Raw genomic sequence first — 18,974 nt, 5'->3', positions numbered from 1 at the left:
TCACTCCTGCATCGCTGTGCTGCCTGTAAAGCCAAATAACCTTGTGCTATTGCGCCAGCAGTGTTCTGCCAGGTCTGATAGCGAACAATTCATCAGCTCGGCTACTTTCATCGCTACCGCGGGCAGCAGTGCCGGTTCATTACGTCGTACAGATGGCTTCGGGCTAATATTACGCGGCAACAGGTAGGGCGCATCAGTTTCCAGTATAATCCGGTCTGATGGAATGTATGCAATTGCCTGCTGTAGAGCTTGCCCGCGGCGTTCATCACAGACCCAGCCAGTTATACCAATATATAGCCCGATATCAAGATAAGCTTTTAGTTGAGTGGTGTCGCCGGTAAAACAGTGGGCTATGCCGTGGCTGATTTGTTGCTCGTTTAGCATAGCCAGTTGGGTTTCAAAGGCGTCACGCTCGTGCAGGTAAACCGGTTTTTGCCAGTGTCTGGCAAGCTGCAATTGTTCGGCAAACACTTGCTGCTGTACTGGTCGAGGTGAAAAATCGCGGTTGAAGTCAAGGCCACACTCGCCAACTGCGGCGATCTGCGGTAAGGCTAATAAGCGTTTGAGTTGATTTAACCAATCTGTTGTTACCGCTGAAGCCTGATGTGGATGCACACCTGCTGTGGTTTTATAATTCGCTGCTTGCTGGCACAACAGCAGATTGCGCTGGCTTTCGGTTATATCACTGCTAATAAGTAGTAGCCGTGTTACGCCAGCTTGTGCCGCACGCAGCAGAACATCAGCGCGATCATTATCGAACTGTGTGCTGAATAAATTTACGCCGGCATCACACCAGAAATTCATATTATTTTTCGCGTTTTACCCGGATAGTACGGCTATTTTTATCATTGCCAAGTAAAAAAGAGTTGAACGCACTGCGGCGAATAGTATGTGTTTCACCCTCAGCAATCTTGTAGTAATCGGTACCAATCTGTTGCCAGACCTGGCCATTGGTAAATTCAACCGTTAACTCTTTGTATGGGTTATATTTCAATGACTTAACAACAACATTCAACTGTTCTACAGTTGTTTGTTCCTGTTGGCGATGCTCGATACCAAATTGTTCAGATGCTTGCGTCTTATTTGCTAACGGTTGCACGGTTGCACTGGTAGCCTGCGTTGGTGCCGCAGTTGCTGTGCCATCAGCTATTGCGTCGTAACAGGTTAACCGGCGTAGCGCATTTTTTTCTGCTCGGCATAGTTCCAGTGCCTGCTCCAGCGGTATTGGTGCTGCGGCAAGCGGTAAGCAGCAGCTCAGTGCAGCAAAAAAGGTAATAAGATTTTTCATAACTAGTGTTCCTGATTTTCTTGTTGTTCTGTTTTCGGCTGATAAAACCGGCTAAGCGCCAGACCAAGTTCAAACAATAACCACATGGGTACAGCCAGCAAGGTCTGTGAGATAACATCTGGAGGTGTCAACAACATGCCGAGAATAAAAGCACCAACCACTATGTAAGGTCGCTTTTCAGCCAGTGCAGCACGGGTGGTAACGCCGGTCCAGACCATCAGTAAAATAGCAACCGGAATTTCAAAAGACAGGCCAAAAGCAAAAAACAGCTTTAGTACAAAATCGAGATAGTTGCTGATGTCGGTAGCCACGGTTACACCTTCTGGAGCTACGCTGGTAAAAAAGCCGAAGACGATCGGAAATACTATAAAGTACGCAAATGCAATGCCGCTGTAAAATAGCAATGTACTGCTAACCACCAGTGGTGCCATCAGGCGTTTTTCTCGGCTATATAACGCCGGAGCGATAAACTGCCAGACTTGCAGCAAAATATAGGGGATAGCCAGGCAAATCGCGACAATAAAGGTCAATTTAAACGGCGCAAAAAAGGGCGCGGCTACGTCAGTAGCTATCATGCTGCTGTTTTCCGGCAATACTGCCATTAGCGGCTTTGCCAGTTGGTGGTAGATGTCCTGCGCAAAGGAAGCCAATGCCGCAAATACCAGGATTACAGCAATCACACATCTTAGCAGCCGGTTGCGCAATTCAATTAAATGCCCAAGCAGGCTGTTTGGGCTAGCGTTCAGGCTCATGCTTATTATCTTTACTGCCAGTAGCAGAACTCAGTGGTGTATTTACGTCGGCGGCGGCTTGTTTTAATTCGGCTATCGCAGCCTTTTCCTGCTCGGTGAGATTAAGCAGATCTTTAGCTTCTGCGTCTTTTAGCTTTTGATGTAGCTCATGCGAACGTAGTTCATCGTTTAGTTCGGCTTGCATTTGCTGACCGAACTGTTTGATACCACGTACCGTTTTATGTACAGAACGTATAGCGCCGGGAAGCCGTTCAGGCCCCAGCACTAACAGAGCGACTACACCAATAACGACCAGTTCCCAAAAGCCCATTACTTACACTTTATCTTTTGGTGCTGTTTCAGTGGCAGAGGTTTTTGCGGTATCTGCCTTTGCTTTGTCTGACAATTGTACTGTGGCGGAGTCTTCGTTATCTTGCTCCGGTTCATCTTTTATTGAGTTGCGAAAACCACGCACGGCAGAGCCTAAATCTGAACCTATGCCACGCAGTTTCTTCGTACCAAAAAGTAATACTATAATGGCCAGTACGATAAGTAATTGCCAGATACTGATATTGCCAAACATGTTAGATCCTCATCGACGATAAAATTAACCAGATGTCACTGCCAGTATATGGCGCTAGTATGACAACGTTATGATCGCCTAATTTAACGCTTTGATCGCAAAGCCGATACTGCCAGCGACTAACATTGCAGCCAGCAGCATACTACCCTGAAAGAACACTATACTAGCACTAATAAGGCTGGCTGCAGCAAAGGTTGCCGCAACTATTTGTACTCTGCTCTTGACCTGCTGTTGCTGCAGCTGCGTAAGCAGTTGTAATAACTGTCGTTGCTGCCTCGGCCCTTGCTCCAGGTATTGGTGCAGCAGGTTAGGCATTTGTGGCAGCTTTTCGGCCCAGAATGGCAAATTATCTTTAATCTGCCGCCATACCGCAGGTAAGCCTACTTGTTGTTTGACCCAGTTTTCTAAAAAGGGTTTAGCTGTTTTCCATAAATCCAGCTGAGGATAAAGCTGACGGCCTAAGCCTTCAATATACAGCAGGGTTTTTTGTAGCAGCACTAATTGTGGCTGTACCTGCATGTCGAAGCGTCGTGCGGTATTAAACAGGTTCAGCAATACATGGCCAAAAGAAATCTCGGCCAGCGGTTTTTGAAAAATTGGCTCACATACAGTGCGGATAGCGCTTTCAAACTCTTCAACCTTGGTATGTGCCGGCACCCAGCCTGAGTCGACGTGCAGCTGAGCCACTTTTTTATAATCGCGGTTAAAAAAGGCAACGAAGTTTTCTGCCAGATAACGCTTATCTTCGGCATTCAGGGTGCCAACAATACCGCAGTCTATACCAATATATTTTGGGTTATCAGGTGTTTCGCGGCTGACAAAAATATTGCCGGGGTGCATGTCGGCATGGAAGAAGCTGTCGCGAAACACCTGAGTAAAAAAAACCTCAACACCGCGTTTTGCCAGCAGTTCCATATCCGTACCCTGTGCCTGTAGTGCAGAAATATCAGATACCGGTATACCGTAAATACGCTCCATTACCATGACATTAGTGCGGCTGTAGTCACTGTAAACAAATGGAATGTATAACGAGTCCGAACCGTCAAAGTTGCGTCTTAATTGGATGGCATTGGCTGCCTCGCGCTGGAGATCCAGTTCGTCGAGTATGGTTTTCCGATACTCTTGTACGACTTCGCGTGGCCGCAGTCTTTTGCCGTCTGGCAAAAAGCGGGCGGCAGCATCTGCCAGTGTATCCATTAGTGCCAGGTCAGCCAGAATTTGCTTACGGATATCAGGGCGTATTACTTTTATAACGACATCGGCCAATTGGCCTTCTACAAGACGCAAGCGCGCGGTATGCACCTGAGCAATTGATGCTGAGGCTAGCGGCACGGTATCAAAGCCGTCAAACAGTTGCTCAATATTGTCGAGCTCTAATGCATGCTCTATTAGTTTTTGTGCCAGTGCGCCATCAAATGGTGGCACTTTGTCTTGTAATTTGGCCAGCTCGTCGGCCAGTTGTGGAGGAAATAGATCCCGTCTGGTTGACAGCATCTGGCCAAACTTAATCCAGACCGGCCCCAGACTTTGCAGCGCAAGGCGCAAACGCACACCAACAGGCTGGTCTGGATGACGGTTGCGTAACCAAAAAAAACTGCGTCTGGCTAACCTGGCATACCAGGGCTGCCACTGTCGCGGGATGAGTTCGTCAAGTCCGAATTGCAGCAGAGTTTTCTGAATGTGATAAAAACGACTGATCCGCACTAGTGCTCCCGGCTTTTAGCTATGTGTTGCTGCAGTAATTCTACTCTGGCAGCTAGCTGGCTTACTGCGTCACTAAACTGTGCCATTTCTGTTGGCGTGGGTGTTAGCTGCAATTCGTCTTGTGCCAGCTCAGTGCCGGTTTGTTGTAACAAGCTAATGCGCTTGCTGATATAGCGTTGCAGCTGTGACAGACTTAGCGAAATTTTGTGTGCCACAGCATCACCGACATAGCCAGATAAGCTCTGCTGCCAGTCGGGGCTAAGATGTTGAAAAAAATAACTATATTGTTGTGCAACCTGAATGTCGCCATCAATCTGTAGCGCGTCTGTTTTAATTAACCGTGTTAACTGGCTTGGATCACGTAACAGCCGCAGGCTGGCAAGATCGGTTTTAATCCGGCAATCAACGGGTTCTTCATGCTGATTAAATAAAATGCCGTCTGTACTGGCGCTCAACACTAAGGTGGTGGGCCACTCTTTTAAGCTAAATGCCAGCTGCCGACCGTGTAAGCGCGCTAAACCGTTCGCTGCTGCAGGATCCATCGCGATGAGTCGGCTGCTTATCTTTTCCGCCATCGCACAAACCAACTGAGGTAGCAGCGGTAACATCAGAATTTATATCCGCGATGTAACGCAACGATACCACCAGTTAGGTTATGATAGCTGACCTCGGCAAAGCCAGCATCTTCCATCATAACTTTTAATGTGTCCTGATCCGGATGCATACGAATAGATTCGGCAAGATACTGATAACTGTCTTTATCGTTGGCTATTAACTGGCCCATTGCCGGCAATAGTTTGAAGGAATACAGGTCGTATACTTTACTCAGCCATTGTTGCTCCGGTTTAGAGAATTCCAGTACCAGCAAACGGCCTCCTGGTTTTAACACCCGAAAAATTGAACGTAGGGCGGCATCTTTATCAGTCACATTGCGCAAACCAAAGCCAATACTGACAATATCAAAACTGGCGTCGGCAAAGGGCAGGGCTTCAGCGTTGGCCTGGACATACTCAATATTACTCACAAGGCCCAGATCACGCAGTTTATCGCGACCAACGTTTAGCATCGAGGCATTGATATCGGCCAGCACCACTTTGCCGTTTGGTCCAACCCGCTTGGAAAACAATGCGGTGATATCACCTGTACCACCTGCCAGATCAAGTACCTGCTGGCCTGGGCGCACACCGCTACAGTCGATAGTAAAGCGTTTCCAAAGCCGGTGTATACCCAATGACATCAGATCATTCATCAGGTCGTATTTTGCGGCAACGGAATGGAATACATCGGCAACCATCGACACTTTTTCATCAGCGGCAACGGTTTTAAAGCCGAAGTGGGTAGTATTGCTGTTCTGGTCGTTCATACTGCAGGCCTGTTGGCGGACTAATGCGGCTAGTGTAAAAGATTACGCTGTCTCCGCCAACTTATCTCGTTGCTTTTATACTGTTCAGGCTGACAACATTGCTTCGCTGGCGACCTGATTGCGGCCACGTTGCTTTGCCAGCTGCAGTACCTGTGCTGTGCGGCCCAAAAATTGATACCAGTTTTCGCGATGTTGAAACAAGGATACACCCAGCGATATGGTAATTTTTGGTAAGGTGGTTTTATTGCGTGAAGATACGAAGCGGAGCTTTTCAACACCGCGACGCACTTGTTCGGCGATTTCACTGGCGCTGCGCAAGTCAACATCAGGTAACAGGATTAAAAATTCTTCACCACCGCTGCGCACGGGTAAACCGCTACTTTGGACATAACTACTTATTTTACGCGCGACTTTCGATAAAATTACATCTCCGATAGTGGCGCCATATTGCTGGTTAAACCGGCTAAAGTGATCCAAATTAATGGCGATGGCTGCAATGCGACGGCTGGGTTGCTCGCTGAACCATAGATCAATCTGGTTTTGCATAGCAAATCTGTTATACAGCCCGGTAAGTGGGTCAAGCAGGCGCTGCTGTTTTACCTGGTCTAACTCCTGGCGTAACTGATGGCTTTGTTGATGTGCCAGCAGGAGCTGCTGCTTTAGTTGCTGTTGGCTGTGACGGAATTCAGTAGTTTGCTGGTGTAGCTGGTTTAATAGCGGCAATGAGTGTTGTACACCGGATATCTGTTGTAGCTGATAAATACCGACATCTAGCTGTTGCAGGTACTCATCAACCTGTTCTGCTGCAACATCGCTGTATGCAGCTATCCGGCTGACCATGCTGGATGCGTCATTGAGCAGTTGTTCTTGTTGTTTGTTGGCAGGCGCTAAAAAACGGCTATACAAATCTGCCATAACAAAATCGTCAAGCAGCGCTCTGGCAGCCAGTTTTTGCTCAATAACATGGCAAAGCTCAGCATTATAGCCGCTGATGTAGTCATAGCAAACCGCGTAATTTACCGGATGAGCAGCTAAGCCGGCATGTTGTAAAAACGCCTTCACCTGAGCGGCTTTTTCACTTGCCTGTTGTAGTGAATCCTGGTACTTCATAAGGTCACATCTTACTCCGCTTGCTGCCTTGTCATGCTATCGCAGCCTGAAGTTAACCTGCATAATACGGCAGTCATAGTACGCGAATATTTTAGGCTGGCAACAGCTGTTTTTTCAGTACAGATCATGCTGTTGGAAAATTCAGCAGTTTGCTGTGCTTTTCCCGGCTGGCGTTGCTAATAAGCATGTCTAATTAAGTTTAACCGCAAAAGTTATGGGTTAAGTACGCTGTTTTCTGTCATTAAAGTCGCTACAATCGCTATGACATGAACCGTGGGAACAAATAAAATGAAACGAACCACCGGCCTTAAAGTACCTTTGCTGTTAATTGCGCTTTTGCTAAACGGCTGCGCTGCCAGTATGCGTGGCGAAGATGACAGCTTTACTAAACTTGCCCGGCAGCTTTGGCTGGCAGAGCAACAATTAAATGAAGCGCCTGCTGCGGCACTACATGACATATCACCGCAGGCTATGCAGCAGCGGCAGCAGCAACGTTTGGCATGGCAAGTGCGGTTACAGCAGGTGTCTGTTAACCAGCTATCTGAACAAAATCAGATAAACCATGCCATTTTGAGTTACCGGTTAGCCAACGAGATTGACGAGTATCGTTTTAATGCTCACCTGATGCCGCTGACGTCAGAATCAGGATTTCACACCAGCCTGGGCTTTTTGCCGCAATACAGTCGCTTTAATACGCTTGAGAGCTACAACAACTACCTGAGTAAACTTGCGGATATGCCACGCTTTGTACAACAGCAAATAGACTGGATGACGCGAGGCCTGGCCATGGGCATGACACAACCCAAAGCTATGTTGCAGGGATACGAGCAAAGCATCAGCTCCTATATTGTCGAACAGCCCAGCCAGAGCGTATTTTACCGGCCATTTAAACAACAGCCTGCTTTTATCAATGATGCGGACTGGCAGAGTTTAACCGAGCGGGCACAGCAGCAGATCGTCAAGGCGGTAAATCCGGCATATCAGGCGTACTACCAGTTTTTTGTTGAGAAGTATCTGCCAGGTGCCCGCGACACCATCGCGGCCAGCGAGTTGCCAAATGGTGCGGCGTATTATCAAAACCGGTTGCAGCATTACACCACGTTGCAGATGACACCACAGCAAGTACATCAACTGGGGCTTGACGAAGTAAAACGTATCCGTGCTGAGATGCAGGCGGTGATTGATACGTTGGGTTTTAGCGGTAGCTTCGCCGATTTTGTCCAGTTTTTACGCAGCGATGCACAATTTTATGCCAGGACGCCGGACGAATTGATGCGTTATGCTGCGTATTTATCGAAAAAAGCTGATGCGCAGTTGCCAAAACTGTTTAAAACTTTGCCTCGTACACCTTATGGCGTCGTGCCGGTGCCGGCAGAGATAGCGCCTAAATATACTACGGGGCGTTACTCTGGTCCGTCACGTGACGATCAGGCTGGTTTTTACTGGGTAAACACGTACCGGCTGGATCGGCGCCCATTATATGAAATGGAAGCATTGACGCTGCACGAAGCTGTGCCTGGCCATCATTTACAAGTTGCTTTGGCGCGCGAGCAAGCCACGCTACCGGATTATCGTCGCAGTTTTTACACCTCGGCGTTTGGTGAGGGCTGGGGCTTGTATGCAGAATATCTGGGGCTGGAGATGGGTTTTTATCAGGACCCGTATAATAACTTTGGCCGTTTAACCTATGAAATGTGGCGTGCCGCCAGATTAGTGGTTGATACCGGTATGCATAGCATGGGTTGGAGTCGGCAGCAGGCAATAGATTTTCTTGCGGCGAATACGGCGCTGTCGATGCATAATGTGACTACTGAAATTGACCGCTACATCAGTTGGCCCGGTCAGGCTTTGTCGTACAAGCTGGGCGAAATTACGATAAAACGCCTGCGGCTAGAAGCTGAACAAGCACTGGGCGAGCGTTTTAACATTCGTGATTTTCATGATGTCGTATTGGGCAATGGTAGTGTGCCCTTGGCTGTGCTGGAACAGCAGGTGCGCAACTACATAATACAAAAACAGCAGTAATTGGGTATGTCGCTGGTATTGCACGGTTAACAGGAATTTAGCATGGTGTGGGCAGTTTTTATCGGTGTGTTAGTTGTTGTGCTGCTGTATATATTGTGGCAAATGGACTTGTTGGATAAAGCGAATAAAAGGTTGAAGCAGCAGGCTACAGCACGGGAACAGGAGCTGCTCAAGTTACAACAGGCCGCTTATCAGTTGGCCGAGCAACAAAAAGCAGCTCTGCAACAGCAGTTACAGCAGGTTCCCGCCGCATCTGTGCTGAGTGCTGTAGAACTGAAAATGTGTCAGTTACTGGTGCAAAGCTTGCCATTACTGGTAAAAGAATGCTGCAGTAAGGCAGTAACGCCGCAACAGGTAATAAAAAGCCAGACACAACGCTTACCGGATGGCGCTCATATGGAACTAATGATGAAGCGCCATAGCAGATTGACATCACTATGGCAGAACAACAGTGTAATGTCGCATTTGCAGTTGTGTTCAGTGGTAGTGGCTTTGGCGCAAGAGGAAACCCAGGCAAAAGCGGGTTAGCCCCGCCATTGCCTGTGTGCCGTGTATTGGTGAATTAGTGCCTTAGCATTACTTCGGGCTCGGTATTTATCTGCCCTTCAATATCAATAGCTGCCAACTTGGCGCCGGCAGATAACACCGCCATACTGCCATTGGCTTGGTGGCGTACAAACAGCAAGTCATAACCAAAACGTTGCAACTCAGCGACAGAGAATTTCTGTGCCAGATTAAGATCGTCCCAGAAAAAATGTATATCCTTATCCATCTGGCGCCTTTCATCGTTCATAACAGGCTCCAACCATCAGGGATAACAGGTTTCAGGTGCAATCGGGTTTGCGGCTTAACTTAGCTGCAATATCGTTTGCCACTGCTCGGGTGTAACCGGCATAACAGACAGCCTGCTGCCCCTTTGTACTAAAGGCAGCTCATTGAGCTTAGCTGAGCTTTTAAGTTTGTCCAGCGGGATAACAGCAGGCAGTTTGCTCTCAAATATTAGGTCTACGGCAATCCATCGCGGTTTCACTACAGTAGATTTGGCGTCAAAATAAGCACTTGCAACGTCAAATTGGCTGGGATCAGCATAGGCTTGGCGAACTACGCGAGCAATCCCTGCTACTCCGATCAGTTTGCAACTGGAATGATAAATAAACACCCGATCACCGACGGCGACGTTATCGCGTAGCATATTTCGCGCCTGGTAATTGCGTACGCCCTCCCACACAATGGCTGTGTCGGGTGTATTGGCAAAGTCATCTATACTGCATTCGGTCGGTTCTGTTTTAAATAACCAATACGCCATCTTTGCTGATCTCCGTGCTTTGCGGCAGAATAGCACGAGATATTCTGCCGATGTAATAGGAGAGGTAGCGATGAGTCAGGTACTGAAGAATTTGCTGGGTTTGCTTAAACTGGAAACCATAGAGCAAGGTTTGTACCGCGGACCAAGCCAGGATTTAGGCTTTAAGGCGGTGTTTGGTGGCCAGGTGATGGGGCAGGCGTTATCCGCAGCCAAAGAAACTATCGCTGAAGACCGCAAGGTGCATTCATTTCACTCCTATTTTTTGCGTCCGGGCGATGCAGCTAAACCAATCGTCTATGAGGTAGAAAATATCCGGGATGGTAAAAGCTTCAGCACCCGGCGGGTTAGTGCTATCCAATACGGCAAGCCAATTTTTTACATGACGGCTTCGTTTCAGGCCGAAGAAAGCGGCTTTGAACATCAGGATGTAATGCCGCAGGTGCCAGGACCCGAGCAATTAGTATCGGATTTAGAGTTTTATCAGCAACATGCTGAGCTGATACCGGAAAGTTTGCGCAGCAAGTTTATTTGTGAAAAGCCCATTGAAATGCGCCCGGTAGATTTTCAAAACCCGTTTAAGCCACAAGTGAGTGCCGCCAAGCGTTATGTTTGGTTTAAAGCTAACGGCGCCATGCCAGATGATTTGCGGGTGCATAAATACCTGTTGGCCTATGCATCTGATTTTAATTTCCTGCCAACCGCGTTGCAGCCGCATGGTAAGTCTTTTATGGCGCCAAATATGCAGGTTGCCACCATAGATCACGCTATGTGGTTTCATCAGGATTTTCGCTTCGATGATTGGTTGCTGTATGCGGTAGATAGCCCCAGTGCCTCTGGTGGCAGAGGTCTGGTTCGCGGCCAATTTTATAATCGCGATGGCAAACTGGTGGCGTCGACCATACAGGAGGGGGTTATCAGAGCCTACCCTACCAGCCGCTAAGGCGTGCTGGCGGGTAAAATGCTTTGAATGCTCTGAAGTACATCGTTGCGCAACAGCTGACTGACAGTGTCGTTAAGGTGGCTTAACGCTGTTGTGCTGTTAACACGGCTTAGCTCATCTGTTTGGGTGTAGCCGCAGTCTTTTAACGCATTGAGCAGGGTGCTAAACAGCTGTTTGTCATAGTATTCCGGTGCGTTGATACCATGCAGTTGCAATAGACGCTGGGCCAGCTCATGGCTATGCTTCTCCAGCCCGGCCCGGCTTTGAGGTCCCTGACTTTCCACAAGTTGCAATACCATCGCATAGCGCTGCAACGTATGCTCAGCGTTGTGTGCCAGCAGGTTTAGCATAAAGTAACCCTGGCTATGCTGTGCCGGTGCACGGTATTTGTTGCCGTGCAACTCAGCCATGCCGCTGTCGAGTAAATGCTGGAGCACAGCCGCACAATAGCGCTCAACATCAGTGACATTTAAAAATAGCTCTTGTTGCAACAAAGGGTATAGCTGCTGCACCATGGTATTTAGCTGATTTTCGCTAACATCACGCTGATGCAAAATAGCGCTGGCAATAATTGCGGGTAGCATAAACAAATGCAGTACATTGTTGCGATAGTAACTAAGTAAAATAGCGTTATCGTCACTGAGCTGAATTAACTGACCAAAACTATCGTTTTGCTGGCTGACCTTTTGCAGCTTCAACGCATGGTCAATCAGCTCGTCGGCGTTTTCTGGCGGCAATGTAACCTCGCTGTTGTAAGGTGCAGTTCGTTGCAAATTCAGGTAGAAGTCGATTTGCTGTGTCAACTCGTTCCGGGTTAACACATGCTTTTCGGTTGCCAGCAAACATAGCGCAATCAGGTTAATGCTGTTTAATGCTGCCGCCTGGTTAATGCGTTGCATCATCTGCTGAGCAAGTTCAGCAACTACCGGGTTCAGCCATTGTGGTTTTGCTGCCTCTACTGGGTCAATGTCCTGTTTCCAGTCAGGAACCCGTTGATTCAAATAGTTGTTAAGTGTCAATGGCTGGCCAAAATTAACAAATCCATAGCCATAATTGCGCAGGTTGCGTATAGCTTTCAGCACACCCCAGATGGATTCTTTCTGTTTGCCAGAGCCTTTCAATTCGCGCAGGTAAGTATTTACTTCCATTACGTGCTCATAGCCCAAGTATACCGGCACCAGCGTTACCGGGCGCTCTATACCGCGCAACATGGATTGCAGTGTCATTGCCAGCATGCCGGTTTTGGGCTGCAACAAGCGGCCAGTGCGGCTGCGGCCTCCCTCGGTGTAATATTTTATCGAATAGCCTTTTGCAAACAATTGACACAGGTATTCGCGAAAAACTGCCGAGTACAGCTTATTACCACTAAAACTGCGGCGGATAAAAAACGCTCCGCCACGGCGGAAAATTGGCCCAGCTGGCCAGAAATTCAAGTTTATGCCGGCGGCTATATGTGGCGGTACTAAACCTTGTTGGTAAATAACATAGCTCAACAACAGATAGTCCATATGGCTACGATGGCAGGGGACATAGACGATTTCATGGCCCTTTTGTGCCAGGTCGCGCAGCATGTCAGCGTTGTTAACATTGATACCGGTGTACAGCTTGTGCCAGAGCCAGCGTAACACGCGATCACCAACCCGCAGTGTGGATGCACGGTAATCTGCTGCAATTTCAAGCAATAATTTGCGCGCTTCCGCCCGTGCTGAGCTAGAGGATATTTTTTTGCTGCGCGCTTCATCGTCAACGGCTTTTTTCAGCGCGGGTGCGGCTAACAGCGCATTAAATAACTGGGCGCGATTGACCAGTTTCGGGCCGGTTGCAGCCAGACGCTGTCGGTAAAAATGAAAGCGTGACATACGCAACAGTTTATGTGCGGTATCTTGCTCTGCGCCAAACTGAGCGGACATCTGCTGCAAGGACACAGCCCGACTAAAGCGAACCAGCGTGTGACGGCCTGAAATCAACACAATTAATAATTTTGCCAGCCAATTTGGCGCATGCGCCTCGCCCAATAGCCACTTGATGCTATTTTCTTTGCCCGGTGCCCGTCCCCATAGCAACGCCAACGGCACCAGCTGGGCATTCAGTTCCGGATTAGTCAAATGAGCATGCAATAGTGCCTGGCCCTGGGCAAGGGCTGTGGTTTTACCGCGCTTAAGTAGTAGTGTGTGTGGCTTTTCTAAAAACAAAGTACGTGGATGCTCAGTACCGTTTAGCGTGACGTTACCGGCAGGATCGGGCAATGCAAGTTCAGCACAAATGTGCCTGATTGCCGCCAGATCGGCTGCTGACTCGGTAGTGCAGATGTAAAAAAGCGGCCTGGCTTGATCCAGTGCTAGATCGGAAATGGGTTGCTCGGGAACGATTTTGTACTTCAGCAGCGGCCACATGGGCCATTTTAACAGGGCTGCAAACAATTTTACCGACCGAAACATTGCTCTTCTTCCAAATGTAAAAGTTGGCTAGCATAACATGCCCGGCTGGTACGGAAAAACGTCCGTCGCTACAGAAACTTGCAATTACAGTGCACCTGTATATACTCACAGTATTCACTGTACAGGTAAACAGCACTATGAGACCTCTAACGCCACGGCAAGCAGAGATCCTGCAATTAATAAAAGATTATCAGCAAGACACAGGTATGCCTCCCACGCGGGCAGAAATCGCCCAGCAACTTGGCTTTAAATCGGCTAATGCTGCAGAAGAACATTTAAAAGCGCTGGCAAAAAAAGGTGTTATTGAAATGATGCCCGGCACGTCACGTGGTATCCGTTTGATGGACAGCGCTCAGAATGATGCAGCAGAAGAAACAGGTTTGCCTCTGATTGGCAAGGTAGCCGCCGGGCAACCTATCCTGGCGGCAGAGCACGTGCAGGACCACTATAAAGTTGATGCTAGCTTGTTTAAACCGCATGCAGATTTTTTGCTGCGGGTGCAGGGGATGAGTATGCAGGATATCGGCATTTTAGATGGTGATTTACTGGCCGTGCATAAAACTAATATTGCCCAGCCTGGGCAAGTAATAGTGGCTCGGGTAGGTGATGATGTTACCGTTAAACGTTTTCAACGTGAGGGGAATACGGTATTGCTGCAAAGTGAAAATAAAGATTTTAATGTGATTAAAGTTGATTTACGCGCACAGTACTTCGCTATTGAAGGTTTGGCTGTAGGCGTTATTCGCAATGGAAGTTGGTTGTAATTTGTACTTAGCTCAATAAGTTAATTTACCTAAAAGCGCTGGTATGACCACTGAGGTTTGCCGGCGCTTTTGTTATTTAGGGGTTTACACTGAGCCAGATTTGGATAATTCTTAAGCTGAAACTGATTAAATAATAACAATAAGGTCAGTTCCGGCTTCAGCGCTAGCCCAGAAGCCTAAGTACAATAACAATAATAAACTGATGAAACTTCAGACATGGGTTCGGTGTGGGTGAGTAAGAACCGTGTAGTACTGTGTACTTAGTTTCTGCAGTTTGCTTTGCAAAATGACAGAGGAGAAGTCCAGTGACGAAAACGCGTTGTCTTCGTTGGTCGCTGCCAACCCTGCTTTTAGCTGCAACAGCTAATGCAACGGATATGCCCTTGAATATGACCCAAGGCGTAACGGAAATCAGTCAGCAGGTTTACGATCTGCACATGACCATTTTCTGGATCTGTTGTGTAATTGGTGCAGTGGTGTTTGGGATCATGTTCTGGTCCATATTTCGACACCGAAAAGCGCGTGGGGTGCAGCCAGCCCAATTTCATGAAAGTACCAAAGTAGAAATACTCTGGACCGCAATACCAGTAGTAATACTGATTATCATGGCTATTCCGGCCACCAAAACTTTGATTGCAATGGAAGATACGACAGAAGCTGATGTCACTGTGCTGGTTACCGGCTCGCAGTGGAAATGGCATTACAAGTACCTTAACCATGATGTCGAGTTTTACTCGCTGCTTGCCACTCAAAAAGAGCAAATAAACAACAAATTTGCCAAAGGTGAAAATTACCTGCTGGAAGTTGACCGGCCTTTGGTTATTCCTACCGGAAAAAAAGTGCGCTTTCTCATGACATCTGATGACGTTATCCATTCATGGTGGGTGCCGGCATTTGCGGTGAAAAAAGATGCCAATCCCGGCTTTATTAATGAAGCATGGACCCGGGTTGATCAACCCGGTGTCTATCGAGGTCAGTGCGCTGAGTTGTGCGGAAAAGACCACGCTTTTATGCCGATCGTGGTTATTGCCAAAGCACCGGCTGACTATGCTGCCTGGCTTGACGCTGAGCAACAGCGTATTGCCAAAGCCAAAGCAGAAGAGCAAGAGTTGCTGGCAATGAATATGAGCATGGATGAGTTGATGAGTGTAGGTGAGCGTACCTATATCGCCCACTGCGCGGCTTGTCATCAACCAAACGGTGAAGGCCTGGGCGGCATTTTTCCAGCATTGAAAGGCAGTGCTATGGCGCTAAATGATAAAGCGGCTCATATAGATATTGTGCTAAACGGCAAAGCAGGAACCTCGATGCAAGCTTATGCTAAACAGCTGAGTTTAAAAGAGCTGGCTGCAGTTATTACCTATGAGCGCAATGCCTGGGGCAACAATACCGGCGAACTGATACAGGCGGCAGATGTGCATGCGGCAGCACAAGGCAAAGGGGAATAACCGATGAGTGCAGTAGTAACAGATCACGAACATGATCATCATGATCACAAACCCAGCGGTATAAAGCGCTGGCTGTACACCACTAACCACAAAGACATCGGTACTATGTATCTGGTGTTTGCATTGATTATGTTTTTTATCGGCGGCGCTATGGCGATGGTGATCCGTGCCGAATTGTTTCAACCTGGTATGCAGTTTGTAGATCCGCACTTTTTTAATCAGATGACCACAGTGCATGGTTTGATTATGGTGTTTGGTGCGGTAATGCCGGCATTTACCGGGTTAGCCAACTGGATGATACCGATGATGATCGGGGCGCCTGATATGGCCCTGCCGCGGATGAATAACTGGAGTTTTTGGATCCTGCCGTTTGCGTTTTTAATCCTGCTGATGTCATTGTTTATGCCTGGCGGTGGTCCCAGCTTTGGCTGGACTTTTTACGCCCCACTGTCCACTACTTACAGCGGAGACAGTACTGCACTGTTTGTGTTTTCTGTGCATATTATGGGTATTTCGTCGATTATGGGCGCAATAAACGTCATCGTCACCATTTTTAACCTGCGTGCACCGGGCATGACTTGGATGAAAATGCCGCTGTTTGTCTGGACCTGGTTAATTACTGCTTTCTTACTGATTATGGTAATGCCGGTTTTGGCAGGTGTAGTCACTATGGTGCTAACTGATAAATACTTTGGCACCAGCTTCTTTGATGCGGCCGGTGGCGGTGATCCGGTGTTATTCCAGCATATTTTTTGGTTCTTCGGTCACCCTGAAGTGTACATTATGATATTACCGGCCTTCGGTATTATTTCTGCAATCATTCCTACCTTTGCCCGCAAGCCATTGTTTGGTTATGCCTCTATGGTTTATGCCACGTCCAGTATTGCGATACTGTCGTTTTTGGTCTGGGCGCATCACATGTTTACCACCGGTATGCCAGTAGCAGGGGCGCTGTTCTTTATGTATTGCACCATGTTAATTGCAGTGCCAACCGGGGTAAAAGTGTTTAACTGGGTGGCGACCATGTGGCGAGGGGCCATGACCTTTGAAGTACCGATGATGTTTGCTCTGGCGTTTATTGTGCTGTTTACTATTGGCGGATTTTCCGGCTTGATGTTGGCCATTACCCCGGCTGATTTCCAGTATCACGATACGTATTTTGTTGTGGCGCATTTTCACTATGTGTTAGTGACCGGTGCAGTCTTTTCAATTATCGCCGCGGTATATTACTGGCTGCCGAAGTGGACTGGCCATATGTACAACGAAACCCTTGGTCAATGGCATTTCTGGTGTTCGCTGATTTCAGTTAATTTACTGTTCTTCCCAATGCACTTTGTTGGCCTGGCCGGTATGCCCAGACGAATTCCGGATTACGCGCTGCAGTTTGCAGACTTTAATGCCTTTATCAGTATTGGTGGCTTCCTGTTTGGTGCCTCGCAACTGATTTTTGTTTGGGTGTTGGTGAAATGTGCCCGTGGTGGTGAACAGGCGACCGCTCAGGTATGGGAAGGCGCCGAAGGTCTGGAATGGGAAGTGGCCTCGCCGGCTCCATACCATACCTTTGAAACACCACCCGTGATTAAGTAGGAGCACATTATGGCGTTAAAGCATAAGCCATTAACCTTTAAGTTGGTCGTTACCGCGCTGGCTATGTTTGGGTTTGGCTTTGCGTTGGTGCCGTTATATGACGTGTTCTGTGATCTTACCGGTTTAAACGGCAAAACTGCAGCAACAGCTGCTACTGCGGAAGCGGCTCAGATTGATCTGAGCCGGCAGGTGGTAATTGAATTTATTGCCCGTCCGAATAAACAGATGCCGTGGGTATTTAAACCGGAAGTTACCCGTATGACAGTGCACCCGGGGGAGATTCATATTATGAATTACCTGGCAGAGAATCCGACCAGCCGAATGATAGTGGGCCAGGCAGTACCGTCAGTTTCACCTGGTCAGGCTGCATTGTACTTTCACAAAATAGAATGTTTTTGCTTTACCCAGCAGCAGTTAGCGGGCGGTAAAAACATGTTGATGCCGTTACAGTTTTATGTGGATCCGGCGCTGCCAAGCCAGTTCAGTACCATTACGCTGTCGTACACCTTATATGACGTTACCAGCGGTTGGACCGGCGATAACGCAGAGCCATCCCAACTTGGGGAATAACATGACTAAAACCTATGAAAAATACTATGTTCCCGCCCAAAGCCCATGGCCAATTGTTGGCGCCGTGGCGCTGTTTTTAATTGCTTTTGGCGCAGGCACCTATGTTAATGAAGTGACAAAGCAACAACCGGGCTTTGGCGGCTATATGCTGGCCGCCGGTTTTGTTGTGTTGATTTTTATGCTGTTTGGCTGGTTTAAAAATGTCATAGATGAATCAATGAGTGGCTTGTACAGCGCGCAAATGGACCGTTCTTTCCGCCAGGGTATGAGCTGGTTTATTGTATCTGAAGTGATGTTTTTTATGGCGTTCTTCGGAGCGTTATTTTATGGCCGGGTGATAGCACTGGATTGGTTAAGTGGTGGCAGCAATAACGCCATGACGTTTGAAATTCTCTGGCCAAGCTTTGAAGCAATGTGGCCGCTGCTGAAAACGCCAGGTGGTATTGAAACACAGGCTATGCCCGCCACAGGACTGCCGCTGATTAACACTGTGATTCTGGTCATTTCCTCTATTACATTGCACTTTGCTCATACCGGGCTGGAACAAAATAAGCGCGGCCAGCTGAAACTAATGTTGTTGTTAACCTTATTGTTGGGTGCCATCTTTTTAAGTTTACAAGTGTATGAGTACATCCACGCTTACCGCGATCTGGGGTTAACCCTCGCATCGGGCTTTTATGGCAATACCTTCTTTTTACTTACCGGTTTTCACGGTATGCATGTCACTTTGGGGGCCATTATCCTTTTGTTTGTGTTCTTCCGCGTGTTAAAGGGGCATTTCACGCCGGAGAAACACTTCGCGTTTCAGGCAGCGGCATGGTACTGGCACTTTGTTGATGTTGTTTGGTTGTGTTTGTACGTGTTTGTTTATGTTATTTAGCGTTCAGTATGGTCTGGGGTTCGGTTCAATGAGCCCCAGCGCTTGAGCGATAAAGATCAGTATTAACACTATGGCAGAAAAAAATACACGTCGGCCAAGATAGCGCGAAATTTTAACGTCTGGCTGAGGTTGTCTGACCATTACCAGCCCGGCGCGGAACAAGTTAATAACAATAAAAAGTAGTAGTGCGATGATAATAAGTTTTAGCAACATCGGTAACAGGCTCCGGAGTTTGAT

The 18,974-nt window shown here is 47.9% G+C and carries 21 protein-coding genes; 8 read left to right on the top strand and 13 right to left on the bottom strand.

Annotated features, from left to right (window positions below; genetic code table 11):
• The 9 genes from ACYVIC_RS14710 to ACYVIC_RS14670 form a co-directional block, all read right to left on the bottom strand.
• Entirely contained in the window at positions 1–804 is an 804-nt protein-coding gene (locus ACYVIC_RS14710; RefSeq protein ID WP_460861145.1) for a TatD family hydrolase, read from the bottom strand.
• Between the two features lies 1 nt (position 805).
• Entirely contained in the window at positions 806–1,288 is a 483-nt protein-coding gene (locus tag ACYVIC_RS14705) for a hypothetical protein (protein ID WP_460861143.1), read from the bottom strand.
• Positions 1,289–1,290: 2 nt separating this feature from the next.
• Positions 1,291–2,040: a twin-arginine translocase subunit TatC gene (gene tatC, locus ACYVIC_RS14700; protein WP_460861142.1), complete on the bottom strand. Its 750-nt coding sequence runs from the start codon at positions 2,038–2,040 to the stop codon at positions 1,291–1,293.
• Positions 2,024–2,350 carry a Sec-independent protein translocase protein TatB gene (tatB, locus tag ACYVIC_RS14695; RefSeq protein ID WP_460861140.1) on the bottom strand — a complete coding sequence of 109 codons (327 nt, stop codon included), beginning with the start codon at positions 2,348–2,350 and terminating at the stop codon, positions 2,024–2,026. The genes tatC and tatB overlap by 17 nt, the downstream gene beginning before the upstream one ends.
• A gap of 3 nt (positions 2,351–2,353) precedes the next feature.
• Entirely contained in the window at positions 2,354–2,602 is a 249-nt protein-coding gene (gene tatA / locus ACYVIC_RS14690) for a twin-arginine translocase TatA/TatE family subunit (RefSeq protein WP_460861138.1), read from the bottom strand.
• Between the two features lie 78 nt (positions 2,603–2,680).
• Entirely contained in the window at positions 2,681–4,306 is a 1,626-nt protein-coding gene (gene ubiB / locus ACYVIC_RS14685) for a ubiquinone biosynthesis regulatory protein kinase UbiB (RefSeq protein ID WP_460861137.1), read from the bottom strand.
• Positions 4,306–4,914, bottom strand: a complete 609-nt coding sequence (locus tag ACYVIC_RS14680) for a ubiquinone biosynthesis accessory factor UbiJ (RefSeq protein ID WP_460861136.1) — start codon at positions 4,912–4,914, stop codon at positions 4,306–4,308. The genes ubiB and ACYVIC_RS14680 overlap by 1 nt, the downstream gene beginning before the upstream one ends.
• Positions 4,914–5,669 carry a bifunctional demethylmenaquinone methyltransferase/2-methoxy-6-polyprenyl-1,4-benzoquinol methylase UbiE gene (gene ubiE / locus ACYVIC_RS14675; RefSeq protein WP_460861134.1) on the bottom strand — a complete coding sequence of 252 codons (756 nt, stop codon included), beginning with the start codon at positions 5,667–5,669 and terminating at the stop codon, positions 4,914–4,916. The genes ACYVIC_RS14680 and ubiE overlap by 1 nt, the downstream gene beginning before the upstream one ends.
• Before the next feature lie 84 nt (positions 5,670–5,753).
• Complete coding sequence (locus ACYVIC_RS14670; RefSeq protein ID WP_460861133.1) at positions 5,754–6,779, bottom strand: GGDEF domain-containing protein; 1,026 nt, start codon at positions 6,777–6,779, stop codon at positions 5,754–5,756.
• Between the two features lie 288 nt (positions 6,780–7,067).
• Here ACYVIC_RS14670 and ACYVIC_RS14665 point away from each other — a divergent pair, with 288 nt between their 5' ends.
• Complete coding sequence (locus ACYVIC_RS14665) at positions 7,068–8,804, top strand: DUF885 domain-containing protein (RefSeq protein ID WP_460861132.1); 1,737 nt, start codon at positions 7,068–7,070, stop codon at positions 8,802–8,804.
• Between the two features lie 42 nt (positions 8,805–8,846).
• Positions 8,847–9,332, top strand: coding sequence for a hypothetical protein (locus ACYVIC_RS14660; protein WP_460861130.1), 486 nt, complete (start codon positions 8,847–8,849; stop codon positions 9,330–9,332).
• Between the two features lie 34 nt (positions 9,333–9,366).
• On the opposite strand, the gene ACYVIC_RS14655 is transcribed toward ACYVIC_RS14660, so the two are convergent.
• The gene (locus tag ACYVIC_RS14655; RefSeq protein ID WP_460861128.1) at positions 9,367–9,597 is read right to left on the bottom strand and encodes a hypothetical protein; all 231 of its coding nucleotides are present in this window, start codon (positions 9,595–9,597) and stop codon (positions 9,367–9,369) included.
• Between the two features lie 54 nt (positions 9,598–9,651).
• Entirely contained in the window at positions 9,652–10,110 is a 459-nt protein-coding gene (locus tag ACYVIC_RS14650) for an EVE domain-containing protein (RefSeq protein ID WP_460861126.1), read from the bottom strand.
• A 70-nt stretch (positions 10,111–10,180) separates the two neighbouring features.
• On the opposite strand from ACYVIC_RS14650, the gene tesB reads away from it, so the two are divergent.
• Positions 10,181–11,050, top strand: coding sequence for an acyl-CoA thioesterase II (gene tesB / locus ACYVIC_RS14645; protein WP_460861123.1), 870 nt, complete (start codon positions 10,181–10,183; stop codon positions 11,048–11,050).
• On the opposite strand, the gene plsB is transcribed toward tesB, so the two are convergent.
• Entirely contained in the window at positions 11,047–13,488 is a 2,442-nt protein-coding gene (gene plsB, locus ACYVIC_RS14640) for a glycerol-3-phosphate 1-O-acyltransferase PlsB (protein ID WP_460861122.1), read from the bottom strand. The genes tesB and plsB overlap by 4 nt on opposite strands.
• A gap of 137 nt (positions 13,489–13,625) precedes the next feature.
• Between plsB and lexA the strand changes: the two genes are divergently transcribed.
• The 5 genes from lexA to ACYVIC_RS14615 all read left to right on the top strand — a co-directional run bounded on the left by lexA (position 13,626) and on the right by ACYVIC_RS14615 (position 18,737).
• The gene (gene lexA, locus ACYVIC_RS14635; RefSeq protein ID WP_460861120.1) at positions 13,626–14,252 is read left to right on the top strand and encodes a transcriptional repressor LexA; all 627 of its coding nucleotides are present in this window, start codon (positions 13,626–13,628) and stop codon (positions 14,250–14,252) included.
• A 377-nt stretch (positions 14,253–14,629) separates the two neighbouring features.
• A complete protein-coding gene (gene coxB / locus ACYVIC_RS14630; RefSeq protein WP_460861300.1) occupies positions 14,630–15,700 on the top strand; it encodes a cytochrome c oxidase subunit II in 1,071 nt (356 codons plus the stop codon).
• A gap of 3 nt (positions 15,701–15,703) precedes the next feature.
• Positions 15,704–17,287, top strand: coding sequence for a cytochrome c oxidase subunit I (gene ctaD / locus ACYVIC_RS14625; protein WP_460861119.1), 1,584 nt, complete (start codon positions 15,704–15,706; stop codon positions 17,285–17,287).
• A 9-nt stretch (positions 17,288–17,296) separates the two neighbouring features.
• On the top strand, positions 17,297–17,857 hold the full coding sequence (locus ACYVIC_RS14620) for a cytochrome c oxidase assembly protein (protein WP_460861117.1): 561 nt from the start codon (positions 17,297–17,299) through the stop codon (positions 17,855–17,857).
• A 1-nt stretch (position 17,858) separates the two neighbouring features.
• Entirely contained in the window at positions 17,859–18,737 is an 879-nt protein-coding gene (locus ACYVIC_RS14615; protein ID WP_460861116.1) for a cytochrome c oxidase subunit 3, read from the top strand.
• Between the two features lie 3 nt (positions 18,738–18,740).
• On the opposite strand, the gene ACYVIC_RS14610 is transcribed toward ACYVIC_RS14615, so the two are convergent.
• Entirely contained in the window at positions 18,741–18,950 is a 210-nt protein-coding gene (locus tag ACYVIC_RS14610) for a DUF2909 domain-containing protein (RefSeq protein ID WP_460861115.1), read from the bottom strand.
• Positions 18,951–18,974 lie beyond the last annotated feature (24 nt).

The sequence above is a fragment of the Rheinheimera gaetbuli genome, assembly GCF_054781935.1.
Note: the sequence above shows the minus strand (reverse complement) of the source record. Positions and strands in the feature narration are given on the sequence as shown.